The organism is Streptomyces sp. 2-1, from assembly GCF_048564895.1.
Lineage (GTDB): Bacteria > Actinomycetota > Actinomycetes > Streptomycetales > Streptomycetaceae > Streptomyces > Streptomyces phaeochromogenes.
This window is the reverse complement of record NZ_CP183383.1, coordinates 788,188-806,453: the sequence shown is the minus strand read 5'-3', so window position 1 is coordinate 806,453 and position 18,266 is coordinate 788,188. Positions and strand designations below refer to the sequence as shown.

The following is an 18,266-nucleotide window of genomic DNA, read 5'->3' as shown; positions in this document are numbered from 1 at the left end:
TCCGGCTCCGGCTCCGGCGTCGTGGGTGTTCCGGGCGGTTCCCAGCCGTCCGGAACACCCACGACCGCCTCGGCGAACGGCAACTAGTCGAGGTGAGAGACCTGGTAGTGGCTGATGTACCAGTCGTCCTCCGCCCGCTTCACCACCACGCCGAGGCTGACGGTGAGTGTGGGCCGGTCGGAGAACGAGAAGTCCACGCTCAGATAGCCCAGTACGAGGTCGTCGGCGAGGCGTCTGGTCTCGACGATCCGGTACGTGGCCGTCAGACCGAGGGGCTGGGATTCGTAGTAGTCCGCGATGCCTTGGCGCCCGACGCTGTAGGGGTGCAGTCCCTGGAAGATCGCGTCCTCGGTGAACAGGGAGGCGACCTTCTGCGGCTCGTGGCCGTCGACGGCTGCCTTCCACCGGTCGAGGACGCCGCGCAGGACCGACGTGGTGTCTGTGGTGCTGTTCATCGGGTTCTCCTTGCCGATGGGGTTCACGGGATCGAGAGGAGCGATGGGTCCGTCAGTGACCGGCGCTCATGCCGCCGTCGACGTGAAGGATCTCGCCGGTGACGAACGGCGCGTTCTCCAGGTAGATCACAGCGTCGACGATGTCGCTCTGCTCGCCCATCCGGCCGACCGGGTGCAGGCCGGCGAGGGTCGCATGGGTCTCCTCGGGGTGCATGGGGGTCTTGATGGTGCCCGGGGCGACGGCGTTGGTGCGGATGCCGCGGGTGGCGTACTCGATGGCGAGGGACTTGGTGGCGGACTGCAGGCCGCCCTTGGTCAGCGAGGCCAGCACGGAGGGCACGTTGGCGTCGGCGTTGTCGACCAGGCTGGTGGTGATGTTGACGATGTGGCCGCCGCCCTGGGCGAGCATGTGCTCCACGGCCAGCTGGGTGATGCGGAAGAAGCCGGTGACGTTCACGCCCGTCGCGGTGGCGTAGTCGTCCAGGGTGTAGTCCGTGAAGGGCTTGGCGACGAAGACGCCCGCGTTGTTGACCAGGGTGTCGATGCGGCCGAACCTCTCCACGCCGGCGGCGATGACGCGCTCGGCGGTCGCGGGGTCGGCGATGTCGCCCTGGACGGTCAGGATGTCCGCGTCGTCGGAGGGGGCGATGGTGCGTGAGGTGGCGACGACGGCGTAGCCGAGCTTGCGGTAGGCCTCGACCAGTCCGGCGCCGATGCCCTGCGATGCCCCGGTGATGACGGCGACCTTCTGGTGCTGGGTGCTCATGATGACCTTCTCCGGTTGTGGGTGTTCTGGGTGCGAATTCCTCGACCGATTTCCTACTAGTCAACCGGTCGACTATTTGAAAACTAGGCGCCCTCAGGAGGAGAAGTCAAAGGTCAGAGGGGTGACGGCCAGGACCGGCTTCCTCCCAGCTGGTAGGGCTGGGCTCCCAGCGCAGGTCGGCGGGACACCGTTCGGGAAGACGCCTGGAGTCGGAGCCGCCATCGGCGTCGGGGCCGGGGCTGGCGTCGGAATCGGCTAGAGCTTGTGCGGGTCGCCCTCGGGCAGCCAAGCGGCCGGGCCGTGGATGCCGAGGTCTCCGACTTCGTCGCAGAGCGCGTCGGTGACGGCGAGAACCGCGGTGCGGACCTCACCGGCTCGCCGGACGAGGGACCAGGTCCAGTAGATCTCCGGCGTGACGACCGGGCGTTGGACGAGGTCGGGCGGCAGTGGGGTGGTCTGGCCCTTGGGGGAGTTGATGACCGGGCGGTCGCTGCGGCGTACGTGGTCGAAGAAGGCGGGGCCGGTGATGCCGCCGTCGAAGATACGTGCCGCGTGGGCCCCGGTGTCGTGCGCCAGCTGCTCGGCGTAGGTGTTCCAGGAGGACCACGAGGTGGTGTCGTCGTCGAGGAGGACGACCGTGTCCTCGGCGGCCACCTCGCCGGTGTCGTCGCCCACCGCGACGGCGTAGAGCCGGTCGGCGCCGATGAGCCGGGCCTCCAGGCCGTGCCGCTCCAGATCCTCGGACCGCACCCAGCACACGGCGAGATCCAGGCTGCCGTCGGCCACCCGGGCGGCCTGGGTGTGGGAGGGCGCGATCCACGCGTCGATGTGCAGCTGGGCCACGGCCGAGGTGCGGGCGGTCAGGTCCGCCGGCAGCCAGTTGACGTAACCGAGCCGCACGGGATCCGATCCGGACAGGCGGCGGGCGCGGTGCTGGAGGTCGTCGGCCCGTTCCAGCAGGACGCGGGTGTGGGGGAGCAGGGCCGAACCGGCCGGGGTGAGCGACACCGAACGGCGGTCACGGTCGAAGAGACGCACCCCGAGATCGCGTTCGAGCGCCTTGATCTGCTGGGACAAGGACGGGCCGGCGATGAGCAGCCGCTCGGCGGCCCGGCCGAAGTTCAGCTCCTCGGCCACCGCCACGAAGTACCGCAGTTGGCGCAACTCCACGTTCGCCATCGTACGTCCGGTAGGAGGCTGTACCTACCAGCAGCGAGGAAGCCGATCGTGGCGTCGGGCCTGGTGGCAGGCGGACGATGACGACCACAGGATGCGATCACCAGCGCGGCGATCCGGTAGCCGCCGGACATCCCATCGAGCGGAGCAGGACCATGCGAGAGTTCCTGGTCGAGATCACGACCACTGTCCCCGAGGGAACCAGCCAGGACGAGGTCGACCGGCGACGCGCGGCCGAAGCCGTCCGCGCCCGGGAACTGGCCGCCACCGGCAATCTGGCGCGGCTGTGGCGCCCGGTCGGCGAACTGCGCAGCCTCGGCATCTGGCGGGCCTCCGACGAGGAGGAACTCCACGCGAAGGTGCTCGGCACGCTGCCGCTTCGGCCGTGGATGACCTTCACGGTCACCGCACTCCAGTCCCACCCCAACGACCCGGGCGGCACGGACGCCACCCCGTGACGGCTCACCCCGCCTTACGACTCCCGTTCGCACACCCTCGACCCCCGCGCACCCGCCCGCGTAGCGATCGTGGAACCAGCAGGCGTACGGCGTACGTTGGGACTCCATGCGGATCACGAAGTACACCCATGCATGTGTGCGGCTCGAACACGAAGGCCGGGTGCTGGTCATCGATCCCGGGACGTGGAGCGAGCCAGCGGCTCTGGACGGCGCGGACGCCGTGCTGGTGACGCACGAGCACGCCGATCACATCGACGTCCTTCGCCTAGCAGGGCTCGGCGTGCCGGTGTACGCCCCGGCCGACGCGGACATTCCACGGCTGGAGACGATCGGGGTGTCCTCCGGCACCGAGTTCACCGCCGCCAGCTTCCGCGTACGGGCCGTCGGCGGGCGTCACGCGTTCATCTACGACGGCGAGCCGGACTGCGCGAACCTTGGCTACATCGTCGACGAGTCGGTCTACCATCCCGGTGACTCGCTCCACGTCCCCGAGCAGCCGGTCGAGACGCTCCTGGTCCCGGCCCAGGGATCGTGGTTGAAGATGGCGGAGGTGATCGACTTCGCCAACGCGATCAAGCCGCAGAGGGCGTTCCCGATACACGACGCCCAGATCAACGATCGCGGCCTCAACAGCGTCAATGTCTGGATCGCCGAGTCGACCGACAGCGGCTACCGCTATCTGGCGCCCGGCGAGTCGCTCTGAGCCCGAGCCGTCAGTGGGCGATGCCGTCGATCAGGTCCCGGGCGCCCTGGCGCAGCAGGGCGACCGCGACGGAGGTGCCGAGGGTGGCGGGGTCGAGGGGCCCGGCCCACTCGTGGGCGTTGAGCTGGGTCTTGCCGTCCGGGGTGAACACGCAGGCGCGCAGGGAGAGTTCGCCGTTCCGTGCGGCAGTGGCGTAGCCGGCGATGGGGGAGTTGCAGTGGCCCTGGAGGACGTGGAGGAACATGCGCTCCGCGGTGGCCTCGCGGTGGGTGTCCGGGTCGCCGAGCGCGCTGACGGTGTCGATGACCGTCGTGTCGCCCTCGCGGCACTGCAGGGCGAGGATGCCCGCGCCGATCGGCGGCATCATCGTCTCGGGGGAGAGGATCTCGCTGATCACATCGGTGCGGTCGATGCGCTCCAGGCCGGAGACCGCGAGCAGCAGCGCGTCCGCCTCGCCGGCCGCGAGCTTGGCCAGGCGCCGGTTGGCGTTGCCGCGGAAGGGCACGCACTGAAGATGCGGGTGGGATGCGGCCAACTGGGCGATGCGGCGCACCGAGGAGGTGCCGATGCGGGTTCCGTCCGGCAGCTCGTCGAGGGTGAGTCCGTCGGGGTGGATGAGGGCGTCGCGGATGTCGTCCCGCTTGAGGAACGCGGCGAACATCGTGCCCGCCGGGAGCGGCCGGTCGGCGGGCACGTCCTTGACGCAGTGCACCGCCAGGTCCGCCTCGCCGGCCAGGAGTGCGGCGTCGACCTCCTTGGTGAACGCCCCCTTGCCCTCGACCTGGGCGAGATCGCCCATCCACTTGTCGCCGGTCGTCTTCACGGGCACCACTTCGGTGCGCAAGTGCGGGTACAGCGCGGCGAGTTCACCTTGGACGCGCGCCACCTGGGCCAGCGCCATGGGCGAGTCGCGCGAGACGATACGGATCAGTTCAGGGACGGACATGCGGACACGATAGACCCTTGAAGCCGCCGTTCCGGCATCCGCCGGAACGTGCGGACGGCGTCGGACGCGTCGCCTGCGGAAACAGCCGACGTGCCGACGCGCGGCCCGACCCCCCGGCCCGGGCCGCACGCCGGCTCTCAGACCGCGGTCCGCTCCACGGGGATCCACAGCTCCGCGTCGGCGTGCGTGGCATCCTCCGACAGCCGGGTCCGCAGGATCTCGGGCCCGGGCCGGCTCTGGTACGGATTGGACGGGAACCACTGGGTGAACACGTCCCGCCACAGGTACTGGAGCGCCTGCGGGAACGGCCCGGAGTTCTCGAACACGGCCCATGTCCCGGCCTGGACGGTGAGCGCGTCCATGTCCTCGGGCACGGCGGCGTGGGTCACCACGCCGTGGTAGTAGTCGAGTTCGGTTCCCTCGGCGCGGCTCTCGTCCAGGTTGTCGCTCACCGAGATGATGCCCTCCGGCTGCTGATCGGACAGCTGCTCGATGCGCTGGATCGTCTCCTTGCCGATGCCCCGGATGAAGTCGGCGATCGCCGGGTTCATCCCCTCATGCACGAGGGGGACACGCGCCTTCCTGCCCACCACTCGGAATTCCTCCTTCTCCACGACCTTGTATCGCATGCTGCTGCTCCCTTCGACGACGAGTCGGAAGGACATCCGGGGCTGTGACTGCAGACTCGCACCGACCCGCCTGGCCTCGCCGGGACCGACGCCGTGCATCGTGCGGAACGCACGCGCGAACGCCTCCCCCGAGGTGTAGCCGTAGCGCACCGCGATCTCCAGCAGCGTCCGTTCACCGGCCAGCACCTCGGCACCCGCGATGGTCAGGCGTCTGCGCCGGATGTACTCCGACAGCGGAATCCCCGCCAGCGCCGAGAACAGCCGCCGGAAGTGGTACTCCGACGTCACCGCGATCCGCGCCAGTTCGGACACCTCGATGCGCTGATCGAGGTGGCACTCGATGTGCTCCATGGCCTGGTTGAGCCGCTCCAGCACCCCGGTCTCCTTCCCTTTCGATCACCAACGTTAGGAAGAACCCACCCTGCCGGACCCGACATCCTGTGCCCGGTTCGGTCGGGTACGACAGCGGCCCCGACCAGCGCGTACCCGTCACTGCCGAGGGAGTCGGCGCACCGGATGCTTGCTCATGATCGAGACCCGGTTGAAGGCGTTGATGGTGAGGGCCACCCAGATCACGGCGGATATCTCGTCCTCGGTCAGGACCTGACGGGCGTCCTCGTAGGCGTCCTCCTGGGCGGTCGCGTTCGCGATGTCGGTGGTCGCTTCCGCCAGGGCGAGTGCGGCCCGCTCTCGTGGCGCGAACAGTTCGGTGTCACGCCAGGCGGGCAGTACGCCCAGGCGTTGTGTGGTCTCGCCGGCGCGCAGTGCGGCCTTGGTGTGCACATCGAGGCAGAAGGCGCAGCCGTTGATCTGGGACACGCGGAGGTTGATCAGCTCCACGAGGATGCGGTCAAGACCCGCGTCGGCGGCGGTCGCACGGACGGCTTCGGAGGCCTGGACCAGCGCGTGATAGGCCTTGGGGCTCTGCTTGTCGATGAAGACCCGCCTGCCTGCGGTGCCCGTCGTCGTGTCGCTCAAGCTGAACTCCTTCGGCGGGCCGTCCCCGACCCTGATCGTTCCGTCGCGTACGTGTCGGGATCATCGTCCCAGGCCTGGTGTGGCGCCTACTCGCTGGGGATTGAAACCGTTCAATCGACTCCGGTCGTGGCTGCGGCAGACCCGGCTGAAGACACCCCCTCACCCGACTGTCCGTCAAGAAATCCCTGCACACTCATTGACCCTCGTCTCGGGCGCCCCTACGTTCACCTAAGTCCAACGCCGTGAATCGATTCATCATTCTGCGTTAGGGGCCTGTAGTGATCAGTAGGAGGAACATCCTGGCGAGCGCGGCGGCCACGGTTGCCGGTGTGGCCGCCGGAGCGGGGCCGGCCGTCGCCGCGCCGGTGTCCGCATCCGCTCAGGCGTCCGCGCAACGCGGCGCCCTGCGCGTCACCGCGCCGACCGTCGAGTACGTTCAGCACCCCTTGGGCCTCGACGCGCAACGCCCGCGCCTGAGTTGGCCGATGGCCTCGGAGAAGCCGGGTTCGCGCCAGAGCGCCTATCAGGTGCGCGTCGCCTCCAGTGAGTCGCGCCTGTCCCGCCCGGATGTGTGGGACAGCGGGAAGGTCGTCTCCGGCGATTCGTCACTCGTCCCGTACGCGGGCCCTCAACTCAAGCCGCGGACACGCTACTTCTGGTCAGTGCGGGTGTGGGACGGCGACGGCGAGGCGTCCGGCTGGAGCGCGCCCTCCTGGTGGGAAACGGGACTCATGGGCGCCGCGCAGTGGTCCGCGGACTGGATCTCCGCTCCCGCGGCCCTCACGGACGCGCCGTCCCTCGAAGGCGCTGACTGGATCTGGTTCCCCGAGGGCGAACCGGCCAACAGCGCGCCCGCGGCGACCCGTTGGTTCCGTCGCACCCTCGACCTCCCGGCCGGAGTCACGGCGGCGACCCTGACCATCACCGCCGACAACGTGTACACCGTCTCCTTGAACGGCACCGAGGTGGCCCGCACCGACCTGGAGACGGATCACGACGGCTGGCGCCGCCCGGCCGTCGTCGACGTACTCGCCCAGGTGCGTTCCGGGACCAACACCCTCGCGGTCTCGGTGACCAACGCGACCGTCGGGCCCGCCGGCCTGGTCGCCGTCCTGACCGTCCGGACGCCCGCCGGTGAGCAGAGGATCGTCACCGACACCGCCTGGAAGTCGACGGACAAGGAACCCGCCGACGACTGGCGCGACGCAGACTTCGACGACAGCGGCTGGCCGACGGCGAAGAAGGCAGCCGCGTGGGGCGCCGGCCCGTGGGGCAGGGTCGTTCCGGTCGTGTACGCCGCCAACCAACTGCGGCACGAGTTCCGGCTGCCGCGCAAGAAGGTGTCACGCGCACGCCTGTACGCCACGGCCCTCGGCCTGTACGAGGCGCACCTCAACGGCCGCCGCGTGGGCCGCGACGAGCTCGCCCCAGGCTGGACCGACTACCGCGAACGCGTCCAGTACCAGACGTACGACGTCACCAAGCTCGTGAGGCAGGGCGCAAACGCCATCGGCGCCTACGTGGCACCGGGCTGGTACGCGGGCAACGTCGGCATGTTCGGACCCCACCAGTACGGTGAACGCCCGGCGCTGCTGGCGCAGTTGGAGGTCGAGTATGTCGACGGCACGAGTGAGCGCATCACCTCTGGTACCCAATGGCGGGCCGCCTCCGGACCCATCGTCTCCGCCGACCTGCTGGGCGGCGAGACGTACGACGCCCGCAAGGAGACCGCCGGCTGGACCTCGCCCGGCTTCGACGACCGGACGTGGCTTGCCGTGCGCGCCGCGGGCGAGGCCGCTCCCGATCTGATCGTCGCCCAGGTGGACGGCGCGGTCCGCGTGGCCAGGGAACTCCCGGTCAAGAAGGTGACGGAGCCCAAGCCGGGGGTCTTCGTCTTCGACCTGGGCCAGAACATGGTCGGCTCGGTCCGGCTGCGGGTCGCGGGCCCCGCGGGAACGGCCGTGCGTCTGAGACACGCCGAGGTCCTGAACCCGGACGGCACCCTCTACACGGCGAACCTGCGCACCGCCGCGGCGACGGACACGTACATCCTGAAAGGCCGTGGCGAGGAGACGTACGAGCCGCGCTTCACCTTCCACGGGTTCCGCTATGTGGAGGTGACGGGGTTCCCGGGGACTCCCTCGGCGAAGGCCATGACCGGCCGCGTCATGCACACGGCCGCGCCTTTCACGTTCGAGTTCGAGACGAACGTCCCGATGCTCAACAAGCTGCACAGCAACATCACTTGGGGGCAGCGCGGCAACTTCCTCTCCATCCCGACGGACACGCCCGCGCGCGACGAACGCCTGGGATGGACGGGCGACATCAACGTCTTCGCGCCCACGGCCGCGTACACCATGGAATCGGCCCGCTTCCTCACCAAGTGGCTCGTGGACCTGCGCGACGCACAGACCGCCGAGGGTTCCTTCACGGATGTGGCGCCCATGGTCGGGACGGTCGGCAACGGCGTCGCCGGATGGGGCGACGCGGGCGTCACGGTCCCCTGGTCCCTGTACCAGGCGTACGGCGACCGGCAGGTGCTGGAGGACGCATGGACGTCCATCCAGGCCTGGTTGAAGTACCTGGAGAAGAACAGCACCGGCCTGCTGCGGCCCGCGAGCGGGTACGGCGACTGGCTCAACATCTCCGACGAGACACCGAAGGACGTCATCGCCACCGCGTACTTCGCACACAGCGCCGACCTCGCGGCCCGGACGGCCGAGGAAATCGGCAAGGACCCCGCCCCTTACCGCGACCTCTTCGAGCGCGTCCGCAAGGCGTTCCAGGACGCCTACGTCACCGCCGACGGCAGGGTGAAGGGCGACACGCAGACGGCGTACGTCCTCGCCCTGTCGATGAACCTGCTGCCTGACGCCCTGCGGAAGGCGGCGGCCGACCGGCTCGTCGCGCTGATCGAGGCCAAGGACTGGCATCTGTCGACCGGGTTCCTCGGTACGCCCCGGCTGCTGCCCGTGCTCACCGAGTCCGGGCACACCGATGTCGCCTACCGGCTGCTCCAGCAGCGCTCCTTCCCCAGCTGGGGCTACCAGATCGACAAGGGCGCCACCACGATGTGGGAACGCTGGGACTCCATCGAGCCCGACGGCGACTTCCAGACACCGGACATGAACTCCTTCAACCACTACGCGTACGGCTCGGTGGGGGAGTGGATGTACACGAACATCGCCGGCATCTCGGCGGGCCGGCCGGGCTACCGGGAGATCGTCATCCGTCCCCGTCCGGGCGGGGAAGTCACCTCCGCCCGCGCCACGTTCACCTCGGTCCACGGTCCGATCTCGACGCGGTGGCAACTGCGGTCCGGCGGCTTCGTCCTGACGTGCACCGTGCCCGCCAACACGACCGCCGAGGTATGGATCCCCGCGGACGGTCCGGACTCGGTCACCCACACCCGCGCGACGTTCCTGCGCGAGGAGGAGGGCTGCGTGGTGTACCGGGCAGGCTCCGGCAGTCACCGGTTCACCACGGATGGCGCGGCTGCGCGGGACAGCTGAACACGTCGGCGCGGGCTGCCCGGTGGCAGCCCGCGCCGCACGTCGAGGTCGTCGGTCAGGAACTCATGCAGAGGACCGCGGCTTCGCGGTCACAGGACGCGGCGTCTACGGCCGAGCCAGGTCTGGGCCACCACCACGACGGCGAGGAAGGCGCCGCTGACGACCTGCTGGTAGGCGGAGTCGAGGGAGCCGATCTGGTTGATGACGTTCTGGATCACCTTCAGCAGGAGCACACCGACCAGCGAACCGCTGACGAAGCCGAAACCGCCGGACAGCAGCGTGCCGCCGATGACGACCGCCGCGATGGCCTCCAGTTCCATGCCCGAGCCGAGGATCGTCACGCCGGACAGCAGCCAGGCGGCGTTGAGCGCGCCCGCGAGCCCGGCGCACAGCCCCGAAACGGCGTACACCGCGATCTTCGTCCGTGCCACGGGGGCACCCATCAGGGCCGCCGCGTCCTCGTTGCCACCGACCGCGTACACGTACTGGCCGAATCTGGTGCGCCGCAGTACGACGGCTCCCAGTACGAACAGGGCCACCGTGATCCACACGGGCACGCCGATGCCGAGCAGTGAGCCCTGGCCGAGTGTCGCGAGGAACGAGTCCTTGTCCACGAGGTAGGTCCGTGAGCCCTCGTCGGTGATCGCCAGCAGGATGCCGCGCGCGCCGAGCATGGCGGCGAGGGTGACGATGAACGGGGCCAGTCCCGACCGGGCGATGAGGAGGCCGTTGACCAGGCCGATCAGCCCGCACACCGCGAGCGGGAGCAGCAGGGCCACCGCCGAGCCGTACTGCGAGCCCCAGGCCGCCACCACTCCGCCGAGGGCGAAGAGCGAGCCGACCGACAGGTCGATCCCGCCCGTGACGATGACGAACGTCATGCCGAGCGCGACCACGGCGAGGAAGGCCGAGGACAGCGCCATGTTCTCCAGGTTGTCGCCGGTCAGGAAGGTGTCGAAGCTCAGCGACGCCACGACCATGGCCACCAGGAGGGTGACCAGGGCCCCGTGCTGCTGGGCGAGGGCGCTGAAGCGGTCGGCGCGGCCCGGTCCGCGGTCCTCGTCGGTGATCTGCCGGACGGCGTCGGGCTGCATGTCGGCTTCCGTGGTCTCGGTGGTCATCGCTTCCCCCGTTCGCGGGCCGCGTAGACGGCACCGACGATCACCACGGCCTGGGCCATCTGCGTCCACGACGGCGGCAGGTCGTGCTTGACGAGCGTGGTGGTCAGCAGCTGGATGAGGACGGCACCGGCGACCGTGCCGCCGATCCGGACCCGGCCGCCGGACAGGGGAGTGCCGCCGACGACCACGGCGGTGATCGCCGACAGCTCCATCAGAGTGCCCAGCGAGGTCGGGTCGCTGGCCGTCAGCCGGGCGGTGGCGAGGACGCCCGCCACCGCGGCCAGCGCGCCGGAGCAGGCGTACACCACGATGAGGACCCGGCGGACGGGCAGGCCGGCGAGCCGGGCGGCGGGCCGGCTGTCGCCGATGGCGAGCAGCTGCCGCCCGAAGGTCGTGCGGCGCACCACGAAGGCCACCAACAGGGCCAGGCCGACGGCGATGAGGACGAGATACGGCACGCCCAGCACGTCGCCGGAGCCCAGCGCCGTCATGCCCGGATCGCGTACGTCCTTGAGCTGGGGGAGCAGGACCAGGGCGAGGCCGCGAGCGGCGACCATCAGGGCGAGCGTGGCGACGATCGGCTGAACTCCCAGGTGGGCGACCAGTGTTCCGTTCGCGAGCCCGATCAGGATGCCGCCCGCCACCGCCACGAGAACGGCGGCCCACACCCCGTAGCCGAGGTAGAGGGACAGCAGGGAGGTGGACAGGGCCATCACGGACCCCACCGACAGGTCGACGCCCTCGGTGCCGATCGCCAGCGCCATGCCCAGCGCGACGATGAGCACGGGTGCGACCTGGACGGCCTGGGTGCGGAAGTTCTCCGCGGAGACGAAGTGATCGGTGAAGGCGAAGTTGAAGACCAGGAGTGCGGCGACGCCCGCGTAGACGCCGTACTCCTGGAGCAGGCGCAGCAGCCGGTCGCGGTCCACCCGGCCCTGCGCGAGGGTGAGTTCAGTCATGGAGGCTCCCGGCGGGTTCGGCCGCGATGGCCCGCATCAGCGCGTCCTCGGTGACGGCGTCGCCGGTCAACTCGTCCACCACCGCCCCGTCCTTGAGTACGAGGATCCGGTCGCTGCCCTCGATCAACTCCTCGGTGTCGGAGGAGATCAGGAGCACGGCCAGTCCGTCTTCGGCGAGTTCGTCGATGAGTGCCTGTACCTCCGCCTTGGCGCCGACGTCGATCCCGCGGGTCGGCTCGTCCAGCAGCAGCACCTTCGGGTGCAGGGCGAGCCAGCGGGCCAGCAGCACCTTCTGCTGGTTGCCGCCGGAGAGTTCGCCCACCTTCTGGTGCGGGCCGGACGACTTGATGCGCAGCCGCTTCACGAAGGTGTCGACGATCCGGTCGATGCGGGCGTCGTCCACCAGGCCGAACCGTGAGAGCGAGGGCAGGGCGGCGAGTGCGATGTTCTCCCGTACCGAAAGACCGGGGACGATGCCCTCGGCCTTGCGGTCCTCCGGCAGCAGGCTGATGCCGGCGCGGATCGCGGCCGGTGTCGAGCCGGTGCGCACGGCGGCGCCGCCCACCGAGACCCGGCCCGAGTCCGTCGGCAGCGCCCCGGCGACGGCCCTGGCCGTCTCGCTGCGGCCCGAGCCGAGCAGCCCGCCCAGGCCCACGACCTCGCCCGGGCGGATGGACAGCGATACGTCCCGCAATTGGTGACGGACCGTCAATCCCTCGGCGTGCAGCATGGGTTCGGCCGAGGCGTGGTGGGATCCGGTGAACTTGGTGAGACCCTCGCTGCGGACCTCACCGATCTCCCGGCCCAGCATGAGCGAGACCAGACGCAGCCGGTCGAGGTCGGCGAGGCGGCCGGTGTGCACCACGCGGCCGTCGCGCAGCACGGTGACCGTGTCGCAGATCTCGTACAGCTCGTCCATGCGGTGGCTGACGTAGACCACGGCGATACCGCGCTCGCGCAGCATGCGGATGACGTCGAACAGGGTGCGCACCTCACGCGGTTCGAGCGAGGAGGTGGGCTCGTCCATGATGACGACACGGGCGTCGATGGCGACGGCACGGGCGAGGGCGACCATCTGCTGGGCGCCGACGCCGAGTTCGCGCAGCGGGCGGCGCACGTCGACGCGGATGCCCAGGCCGCGCAGTGCCTCGTCCGCCTCCCGGTGCATGCGCCGGAAGTCGATCAGGCCGAGCCGGCCGCGGGGTTCGCGGCCGAGGAGGAGATTGCGGGCCACGCTCATCAGCGGGACGAGGTTGACCTCCTGGTAGATGGTCGAGATGCCGGCCTGCTGGGCCTGCAGGGGTGTGGTGAAGCGGACCGGCGTGCCGTCGTGGACGACCTCGCCCGCGTCCGGCCGGTAGACGCCGGTGAGTACTTTGATCAGGGTCGACTTGCCCGCGCCGTTCTCGCCGACGAGGGCGTGGACCTCCCCGGCGCGGGCGGTGAAGTCCACGTCGGACAACGCCTTCACGCCGGGGAAGACCTTTGACACGCCGGTGACAGCGAGCATCTCAGTACGCCTTGTCGAGGTCCGACTGGGCGTTGGCCTCGGTGTACGCGCTGTCCTTGATAACGATGTCCTGAGCCACCTCGGAGCCCTTGGTGAAGGTGTCCAGGGTCTGGAAGGCGAGCGGCCCGAAGCGCGGGTTGGACTCGATGACGCCGTGGATCCAGCCGTCCACGATGCCCTGTACGGCGTTGCGCGTGCCGTCGATGGTCACGATCTTCACCGCGCCCGCCTTCTTGCCCGCGCCCTTGAGGGCGTTCACGGCACCGAGGCCCATCTCGTCGTTCTCGGCGTAGATGCCCTTGATCCCGGGCTTGGACTGGATGAGGTTCTCGGTGACCGACTGGCCCTTCTCGCGGGCGAATTCGCCGGTCTGCTGGAACACCACCTTGAGACCGGGCGCCTTGGCCTTGATCTGGTCGACGAAGCCCTTGGTGCGTTCCGTCGTGACGTTGTTGCCCGCCGAACCGAGCAGGATGGCGATGTCGCCCTTGCCCCCGGTGGCTTCGATCATCTCGTCGGCGGCCCGCTTGCCCTGCTCCACGAAGTCGGAGCCGATGAAGCTCACATAGTCCTTGCAGGCGGTGGCGTTGATCTTGCGGTCCACCGTGACGATCGGGATGTGCTTGGCCGCCGCCGTACGCAGCACGGGTTCCCAGCCGTCCGAGTTGAGCGGCGCGATGACGAGCAGGTCGGCGCCCTTGGCGATGAGGTCCTGGACGTCGCTGATCTGCTTGGAGAACTGCGACTGGGCGTTGGCGGTGAGGAGCTTGACGCCCCGCTTCTTGGCTTCCGCCTCGATGGAGGCGGTCTCCGCGATCCGGAAGGGATTGGCCTCCTTCTCGGACTGGGAGAAACCGACGGTGGCGCTCTTGAGGTCGAGCTTCTCGCCCCCGTACGCGTCGATGGTGCAGGCGGGCCCGGATCCGGCGCTGGGCGAGGCGACCTGCTGGCCGGAGTCACCCTGCTGGGGTGCGGCCTTGTCGCTGTCGGAGTCCTCGGACTTGGTGCATCCGGTGGTCAGGACCAGGCTTGTCAGGAGGCCGGTGGCGAGGAGGGTTCGAGCGGAGGTACGACGGAGAAGTGCGGTGGGCTTCATGGGAGTTCCCCAAACGGCGCGGCCCCGGCGCTGAGAGCGCTCCCGGGGAGTTCGGCACTTGCGGTCAACATGGCGTGCACGTCGTTCAGGGGAGTTTTTTACATCGTTGGAAGGAGGCTGTAAAGCCTTCCGTCCGAAATCTCGGCCAGTTGGTCCGGACCGTGGTCAGCGTCGCCCGAGGGTGCTCTCCCGCTCCACCAGCCGGTATTCCGCGGTCAGTTCACGTCCTCCGGGATCCTGACGGCCCGACAGACTGCGCAGCAGTGAGCCCATCGCGAGGCGGGCGATGGCCTGCTTGTCCGGCGCGATCGTGGTCAGCGAGACGGCTCCGAAACGGCTCTCGGCGATGTCGTCGAAACCCACCACGGCGACGTCCCACGGCACCCTGAGCCCACGCTCGTGCAGCACCCGCATGGCGCCGATCGCGATGAGGTCGTTGTACGCGAAGACGGCGTCGGGCCGGATGCCCGAGTCCAGCAGCCGGGCCATGGCCCTGGCCCCGTCGTCCCGGTCCCAGCCGTCGACGGGCACGACCATGTCGTCCGTGGTCGGCAGGCCCGCCGCCGTCAACTCCGCCCGCCAGCCGTCGAGTCGCAGATGGGCGGGACGGTTCGCGGAGTCGGTGCGGGCGCCGAGGTAGGCGATCCGGGTCCGGCCGCGGCCGATCAGATGACGCACCGCCTCGCGCGAGGCGGCCACGTTGTCGATCGCGATGTGGTCGAAGGGCAGGTCGTACTCGCGCTCGCCGAGCAGCACCAGTGGCACGTCGTCGGCCCGGCCGTGCAGGTCCTCGGCCTCCAGTTCCAGCGGGCTCAGGATCAGCCCGTCGATCACCCGGGCCCGGAAACCCTGGCTGACCAGCAGCTCCTGCTCACGGTCGCCGCGCGTGTGGTCGAGCAGGACCGTGAACTCGTGCTGGGCCGCCGCGTCGATCACCGCGCCGGCGAGTTCGGCGAAGTAGGGATTTCCGAGCTCGGGAACGGCGAGCGCGATGATCCCCGTACGACCCTTGCGGAGATGGCGCGCGGTGAGGTTCGGGCGGTAGCCGAGCTCGTCGATCGCCTCCTGCACCTTGGCGCGCATCGCCGGTGTGACGTGCGGATAGTTGTTCACGACGTTGGAAACGGTCTTGATCGAGACGCCGGCCCGCTCGGCCACGTCCTTCAGGCTGACCCGCAAGGAATCTCCTCGGCATCGACAGGGGCTCCGCGACCGGAGCTTTGTCATGGACCTGGACAGCGGCCGAGAGCCCGTGCTCTCATGCCAACTGCCTCTGCTTCCAACGTTGTACAGACTGAAGCACCGAGCCGCCACCCTTCCTCAACCAAGGAGGATTCGTGCGCATCAGACCATTCACACACAGCCTCGCCCTGCTCGTCGCAGCAGTGCTGGGTGCCGCGGGACTGGCCGCAGCACCTGCCGCGACGGCCGCGGAGGATCCCGAGATCCACGGCCTCAAGGGTGAGTACTACACCCAGTCCGCCCCCGGCGCCTTCGACTTCCACGAACTCAAAGCCACCGGATTCGACCCGCAACTCGACTTCGACAACCTGGAACCCCGTCTCCGTTCGGCGACCGGACGGTCGGACGACGTCTCCGTCCGCTGGACCGGCCGGATCGTGCCGGAGAAGACCGGCCCCACCACCTTCTCGATCATCGGCGACAACGGCTTCCGCCTCTGGGTGGACGGGAAACCCGTCATCGACCACTGGGTCGACGACTGGGACCGCGAACAGACCGGCCAGCCGGTGGAGTTGACAGCCGGCAAGGCCTACGACATCAAGATCGAGTACTTCGAGCACTACGGAGGCTCCAACCTCCACGTGCGGTGGACACCGCCCGGCGGCACCAAGACCGCCGTCCCGCAGTCGGCGTTCCTGCTGCCCGCGGACTACGACTACAACGGGGCCATCGCCGCCACGGTCCTCAAGGACGGCCGCACCCTGCGGCTCGACTTCGTCCAGGCGCTCGCGGCAGCCCCGGCCGGTCTCACCGACCACCTGGACGCCGTGATCGGCGGAGCCACCTGGCCGCTTGGCCGGACGCGACTGGATCCGGCCAACCCGAGATCGCTGCTGGTCACGCTCAAGGAACCCGTGGTCGGCAACAAGACCGGCACCGCGCGCGGCGCCGCCGATGTGCGCTACGACGGATCGGGCGGCCTCTCCGGCAAGGACGGCAACGTTGTCAAGGCCTTCTGGAGCAGCGGCGCCAACAAGTCCACCTACCAGCTGACCACCCCGTGGGGCGAGAAAGTCACCCCGGCCAACGCCCACCGCGAGTACCCCAGGCCGCAGCTCACCCGCAGCGACTGGAAGAACCTCAACGGGAGTTGGCAGTTCGCCGCGGCGAAGGCGGGCGAACAGCCCCCGGTGGGCCGGAAACTCGCCGAGAAGATCCTCGTCCCGTACCCCGTCGAGTCCCAGCTGTCGGGCATCGAGCGACACGAGGACCGGATGTGGTACCGGCGGACCTTCACCGTCCCGTCCGACTGGAAGATCGGCTCCGCCAAGCGCCTGCAGCTCAACTTCGGCGCGGTCGACTGGCGCTCCGAGGTCTACGTCAACGGCACCAAGGTCGCCGAACACAAGGGCGGCTACGACAAGTTCAGCGCCGATGTCACCGACGCCCTCAAGCCAGGCCGCACCCAGGAGCTGATCGTCGGCGTCTACGACCCGACCGACGCCGCGAGCGGCGAGAACCCGCCCATCGGCAAGCAGCGCCTCGACCCCAGCGGCATCTGGTACACCCCGTCCTCCGGTATCTGGCAGACCGTGTGGATGGAGCCCGTAGCCACCGACCACGTCGACTCCCTGAAGCTCACCCCGGACGCCGGTACGGGCACCCTCACCGTCGAGGCGCAGGGCGTACGCCCCGGACTCGCCGTCACCGCGACCGCGTACGACGGCAAGCGGAAGGTCGCGACCGTCACCGGACGCACCGGAAGCCCGCTCACCCTGAAGATCAAGAACCCCCGGCTGTGGTCGCCCGACGACCCGTTCCTGTACGACCTGAAGGTCAGCGTCGGCGCCGACCGCGTCGACAGCTACTTCGGTCTGCGGTCCATCACCGTGGAGAACGTCAACGGAACCCCCCGAACCGTCCTCAACGGCAAGCCCGTCTTCATGATGGCCACGCTCGATCAGGGCTTCTGGCCGGACGGTCTGCACACCGCCCCCAGCGACAAGGCCCTGGCCTACGACCTGAAGATGCACAAGGCGATGGGCTTCAACTCGGTCCGCAAGCACATCAAGGTCGAACCCGACCGCTGGTTCTACTGGGCCGACCGGCTCGGCCTGCTGGTGTGGCAGGACATGCCGGCCATGACGGCGGGCGTCAACCCGTCCACCGCCGCCCGCGCCGAGTACGAACTAGAGATGAAGCAGATGATCGACGAGCACATCAGCAGCCCGTCCATCGTCATGTGGGTCACCTTCAACGAAGGGTGGGGCCAGTACGACGTGGGCCGCATCGCCACACAGGCCAAGGCCTGGGACCCGACCCGCCTGGTCAACAACCAGTCCGGCCTCAACCTCGGCGCCGACGGCGGCACCGGCGACATCATGGACGAGCACGGCTACCCGAGCCCCGCGCTGCCACCACGCCCGGACGGTAAACGGGCCACGGTCATGGGCGAGTACGGCGGCCTCGGCCTCGCCGTACCCGGACACGCCTGGTCGGTGCAGCAGTCCTACGTCGACGTCGACCCGGCCACGTACACCGACGACTACCTCACCAAGCTCGCCGAGGTGCACGCCCTGGCCTGCAAGGGCGGCAACGGCGCGGTCTACACCCAGATCGCGGACGTCGAGGGCGAGCTCAACGGGCTGATCACATACGACCGCAAGGTCGTCAAGCCCGATGTGCCACGGGTCAAGGCGGCCCACGAGGCACTGATCAACGACGTGTCGCGGCCGACTCCCGCCGGCTGCGCCTGACCGGACCACCCGGCGAACG

Annotated in this window: 15 protein-coding genes; 4 read left to right on the top strand and 11 right to left on the bottom strand. The window is 69.3% G+C overall.

Annotation, left to right across the window (positions count from 1 at the left end; translation table 11 throughout):
* Positions 1-83: 83 nt before the first annotated feature.
* The 3 genes from ACN20J_RS03755 to ACN20J_RS03745 all read right to left on the bottom strand — a co-directional run bounded on the left by ACN20J_RS03755 (position 84) and on the right by ACN20J_RS03745 (position 2,400).
* Positions 84-455, bottom strand: a complete 372-nt coding sequence (locus tag ACN20J_RS03755) for an SgcJ/EcaC family oxidoreductase (protein WP_419665211.1) — start codon at positions 453-455, stop codon at positions 84-86.
* Between the two features lie 52 nt (positions 456-507).
* Positions 508-1,221 carry an SDR family NAD(P)-dependent oxidoreductase gene (locus ACN20J_RS03750; RefSeq protein ID WP_362000151.1) on the bottom strand — a complete coding sequence of 238 codons (714 nt, stop codon included), beginning with the start codon at positions 1,219-1,221 and terminating at the stop codon, positions 508-510.
* A gap of 255 nt (positions 1,222-1,476) precedes the next feature.
* Positions 1,477-2,400, bottom strand: coding sequence for a LysR family transcriptional regulator (locus tag ACN20J_RS03745; RefSeq protein ID WP_419665210.1), 924 nt, complete (start codon positions 2,398-2,400; stop codon positions 1,477-1,479).
* Positions 2,401-2,552: 152 nt separating this feature from the next.
* Here ACN20J_RS03745 and ACN20J_RS03740 point away from each other — a divergent pair, with 152 nt between their 5' ends.
* Entirely contained in the window at positions 2,553-2,855 is a 303-nt protein-coding gene (locus ACN20J_RS03740; RefSeq protein WP_189841833.1) for a muconolactone Delta-isomerase family protein, read from the top strand.
* Positions 2,856-2,961: 106 nt separating this feature from the next.
* Complete coding sequence (locus tag ACN20J_RS03735) at positions 2,962-3,558, top strand: MBL fold metallo-hydrolase (protein WP_419665209.1); 597 nt, start codon at positions 2,962-2,964, stop codon at positions 3,556-3,558.
* 10 nt (positions 3,559-3,568) lie between these two features.
* On the opposite strand, the gene hemC is transcribed toward ACN20J_RS03735, so the two are convergent.
* From hemC to ACN20J_RS03720, 3 genes are all read right to left on the bottom strand, one after another.
* The gene (gene hemC, locus ACN20J_RS03730; RefSeq protein WP_266751441.1) at positions 3,569-4,504 is read right to left on the bottom strand and encodes a hydroxymethylbilane synthase; all 936 of its coding nucleotides are present in this window, start codon (positions 4,502-4,504) and stop codon (positions 3,569-3,571) included.
* A 137-nt stretch (positions 4,505-4,641) separates the two neighbouring features.
* Entirely contained in the window at positions 4,642-5,508 is an 867-nt protein-coding gene (locus ACN20J_RS03725) for an AraC family transcriptional regulator (protein WP_419665208.1), read from the bottom strand.
* Positions 5,509-5,622: 114 nt separating this feature from the next.
* Entirely contained in the window at positions 5,623-6,111 is a 489-nt protein-coding gene (locus ACN20J_RS03720; RefSeq protein ID WP_419665207.1) for a carboxymuconolactone decarboxylase family protein, read from the bottom strand.
* 278 nt (positions 6,112-6,389) lie between these two features.
* Here ACN20J_RS03720 and ACN20J_RS03715 point away from each other — a divergent pair, with 278 nt between their 5' ends.
* Positions 6,390-9,623 carry an alpha-L-rhamnosidase gene (locus ACN20J_RS03715; protein ID WP_419665206.1) on the top strand — a complete coding sequence of 1,078 codons (3,234 nt, stop codon included), beginning with the start codon at positions 6,390-6,392 and terminating at the stop codon, positions 9,621-9,623.
* An 89-nt stretch (positions 9,624-9,712) separates the two neighbouring features.
* Here the strand turns inward: ACN20J_RS03715 and ACN20J_RS03710 are convergent, their stop codons facing one another.
* The 5 genes from ACN20J_RS03710 to ACN20J_RS03690 all read right to left on the bottom strand — a co-directional run bounded on the left by ACN20J_RS03710 (position 9,713) and on the right by ACN20J_RS03690 (position 15,488).
* Positions 9,713-10,744 carry an ABC transporter permease gene (locus tag ACN20J_RS03710; RefSeq protein ID WP_419665205.1) on the bottom strand — a complete coding sequence of 344 codons (1,032 nt, stop codon included), beginning with the start codon at positions 10,742-10,744 and terminating at the stop codon, positions 9,713-9,715.
* Positions 10,741-11,703, bottom strand: a complete 963-nt coding sequence (locus ACN20J_RS03705) for an ABC transporter permease (protein WP_419665204.1) — start codon at positions 11,701-11,703, stop codon at positions 10,741-10,743. The genes ACN20J_RS03710 and ACN20J_RS03705 overlap by 4 nt, the downstream gene beginning before the upstream one ends.
* Positions 11,696-13,213, bottom strand: coding sequence for a sugar ABC transporter ATP-binding protein (locus tag ACN20J_RS03700; RefSeq protein WP_419665203.1), 1,518 nt, complete (start codon positions 13,211-13,213; stop codon positions 11,696-11,698). The genes ACN20J_RS03705 and ACN20J_RS03700 overlap by 8 nt, the downstream gene beginning before the upstream one ends.
* Before the next feature lies 1 nt (position 13,214).
* A complete protein-coding gene (locus ACN20J_RS03695) occupies positions 13,215-14,309 on the bottom strand; it encodes an ABC transporter substrate-binding protein (protein WP_189841841.1) in 1,095 nt (364 codons plus the stop codon).
* Between the two features lie 165 nt (positions 14,310-14,474).
* Positions 14,475-15,488, bottom strand: coding sequence for a LacI family DNA-binding transcriptional regulator (locus tag ACN20J_RS03690; RefSeq protein WP_190231241.1), 1,014 nt, complete (start codon positions 15,486-15,488; stop codon positions 14,475-14,477).
* 158 nt (positions 15,489-15,646) lie between these two features.
* On the opposite strand from ACN20J_RS03690, the gene ACN20J_RS03685 reads away from it, so the two are divergent.
* Complete coding sequence (locus ACN20J_RS03685; RefSeq protein WP_419665202.1) at positions 15,647-18,247, top strand: PA14 domain-containing protein; 2,601 nt, start codon at positions 15,647-15,649, stop codon at positions 18,245-18,247.
* Positions 18,248-18,266: the final 19 nt, after the last annotated feature.

Excerpts from the sequence above, each read along its gene's own strand:
- ACN20J_RS03755 (WP_419665211.1), bottom strand. The coding sequence starts at position 455 with ATGAACAGCACCACAGACACCACGTCGGTCCTGCGCGGCGTCCTCGAC.
- ACN20J_RS03750 (WP_362000151.1), bottom strand. The coding sequence starts at position 1,221 with ATGAGCACCCAGCACCAGAAGGTCGCCGTCATCACCGGGGCATCGCAG.
- ACN20J_RS03745 (WP_419665210.1), bottom strand. The coding sequence starts at position 2,400 with ATGGCGAACGTGGAGTTGCGCCAACTGCGGTACTTCGTGGCGGTGGCC.
- ACN20J_RS03740 (WP_189841833.1), top strand. The coding sequence starts at position 2,553 with ATGCGAGAGTTCCTGGTCGAGATCACGACCACTGTCCCCGAGGGAACC.
- ACN20J_RS03735 (WP_419665209.1), top strand. The coding sequence starts at position 2,962 with ATGCGGATCACGAAGTACACCCATGCATGTGTGCGGCTCGAACACGAA.
- hemC (WP_266751441.1), bottom strand. The coding sequence starts at position 4,504 with ATGTCCGTCCCTGAACTGATCCGTATCGTCTCGCGCGACTCGCCCATG.
- ACN20J_RS03710 (WP_419665205.1), bottom strand. The coding sequence starts at position 10,744 with ATGACCACCGAGACCACGGAAGCCGACATGCAGCCCGACGCCGTCCGG.
- ACN20J_RS03705 (WP_419665204.1), bottom strand. The coding sequence starts at position 11,703 with ATGACTGAACTCACCCTCGCGCAGGGCCGGGTGGACCGCGACCGGCTG.
- ACN20J_RS03700 (WP_419665203.1), bottom strand. The coding sequence starts at position 13,213 with ATGCTCGCTGTCACCGGCGTGTCAAAGGTCTTCCCCGGCGTGAAGGCG.
- ACN20J_RS03695 (WP_189841841.1), bottom strand. The coding sequence starts at position 14,309 with ATGAAGCCCACCGCACTTCTCCGTCGTACCTCCGCTCGAACCCTCCTC.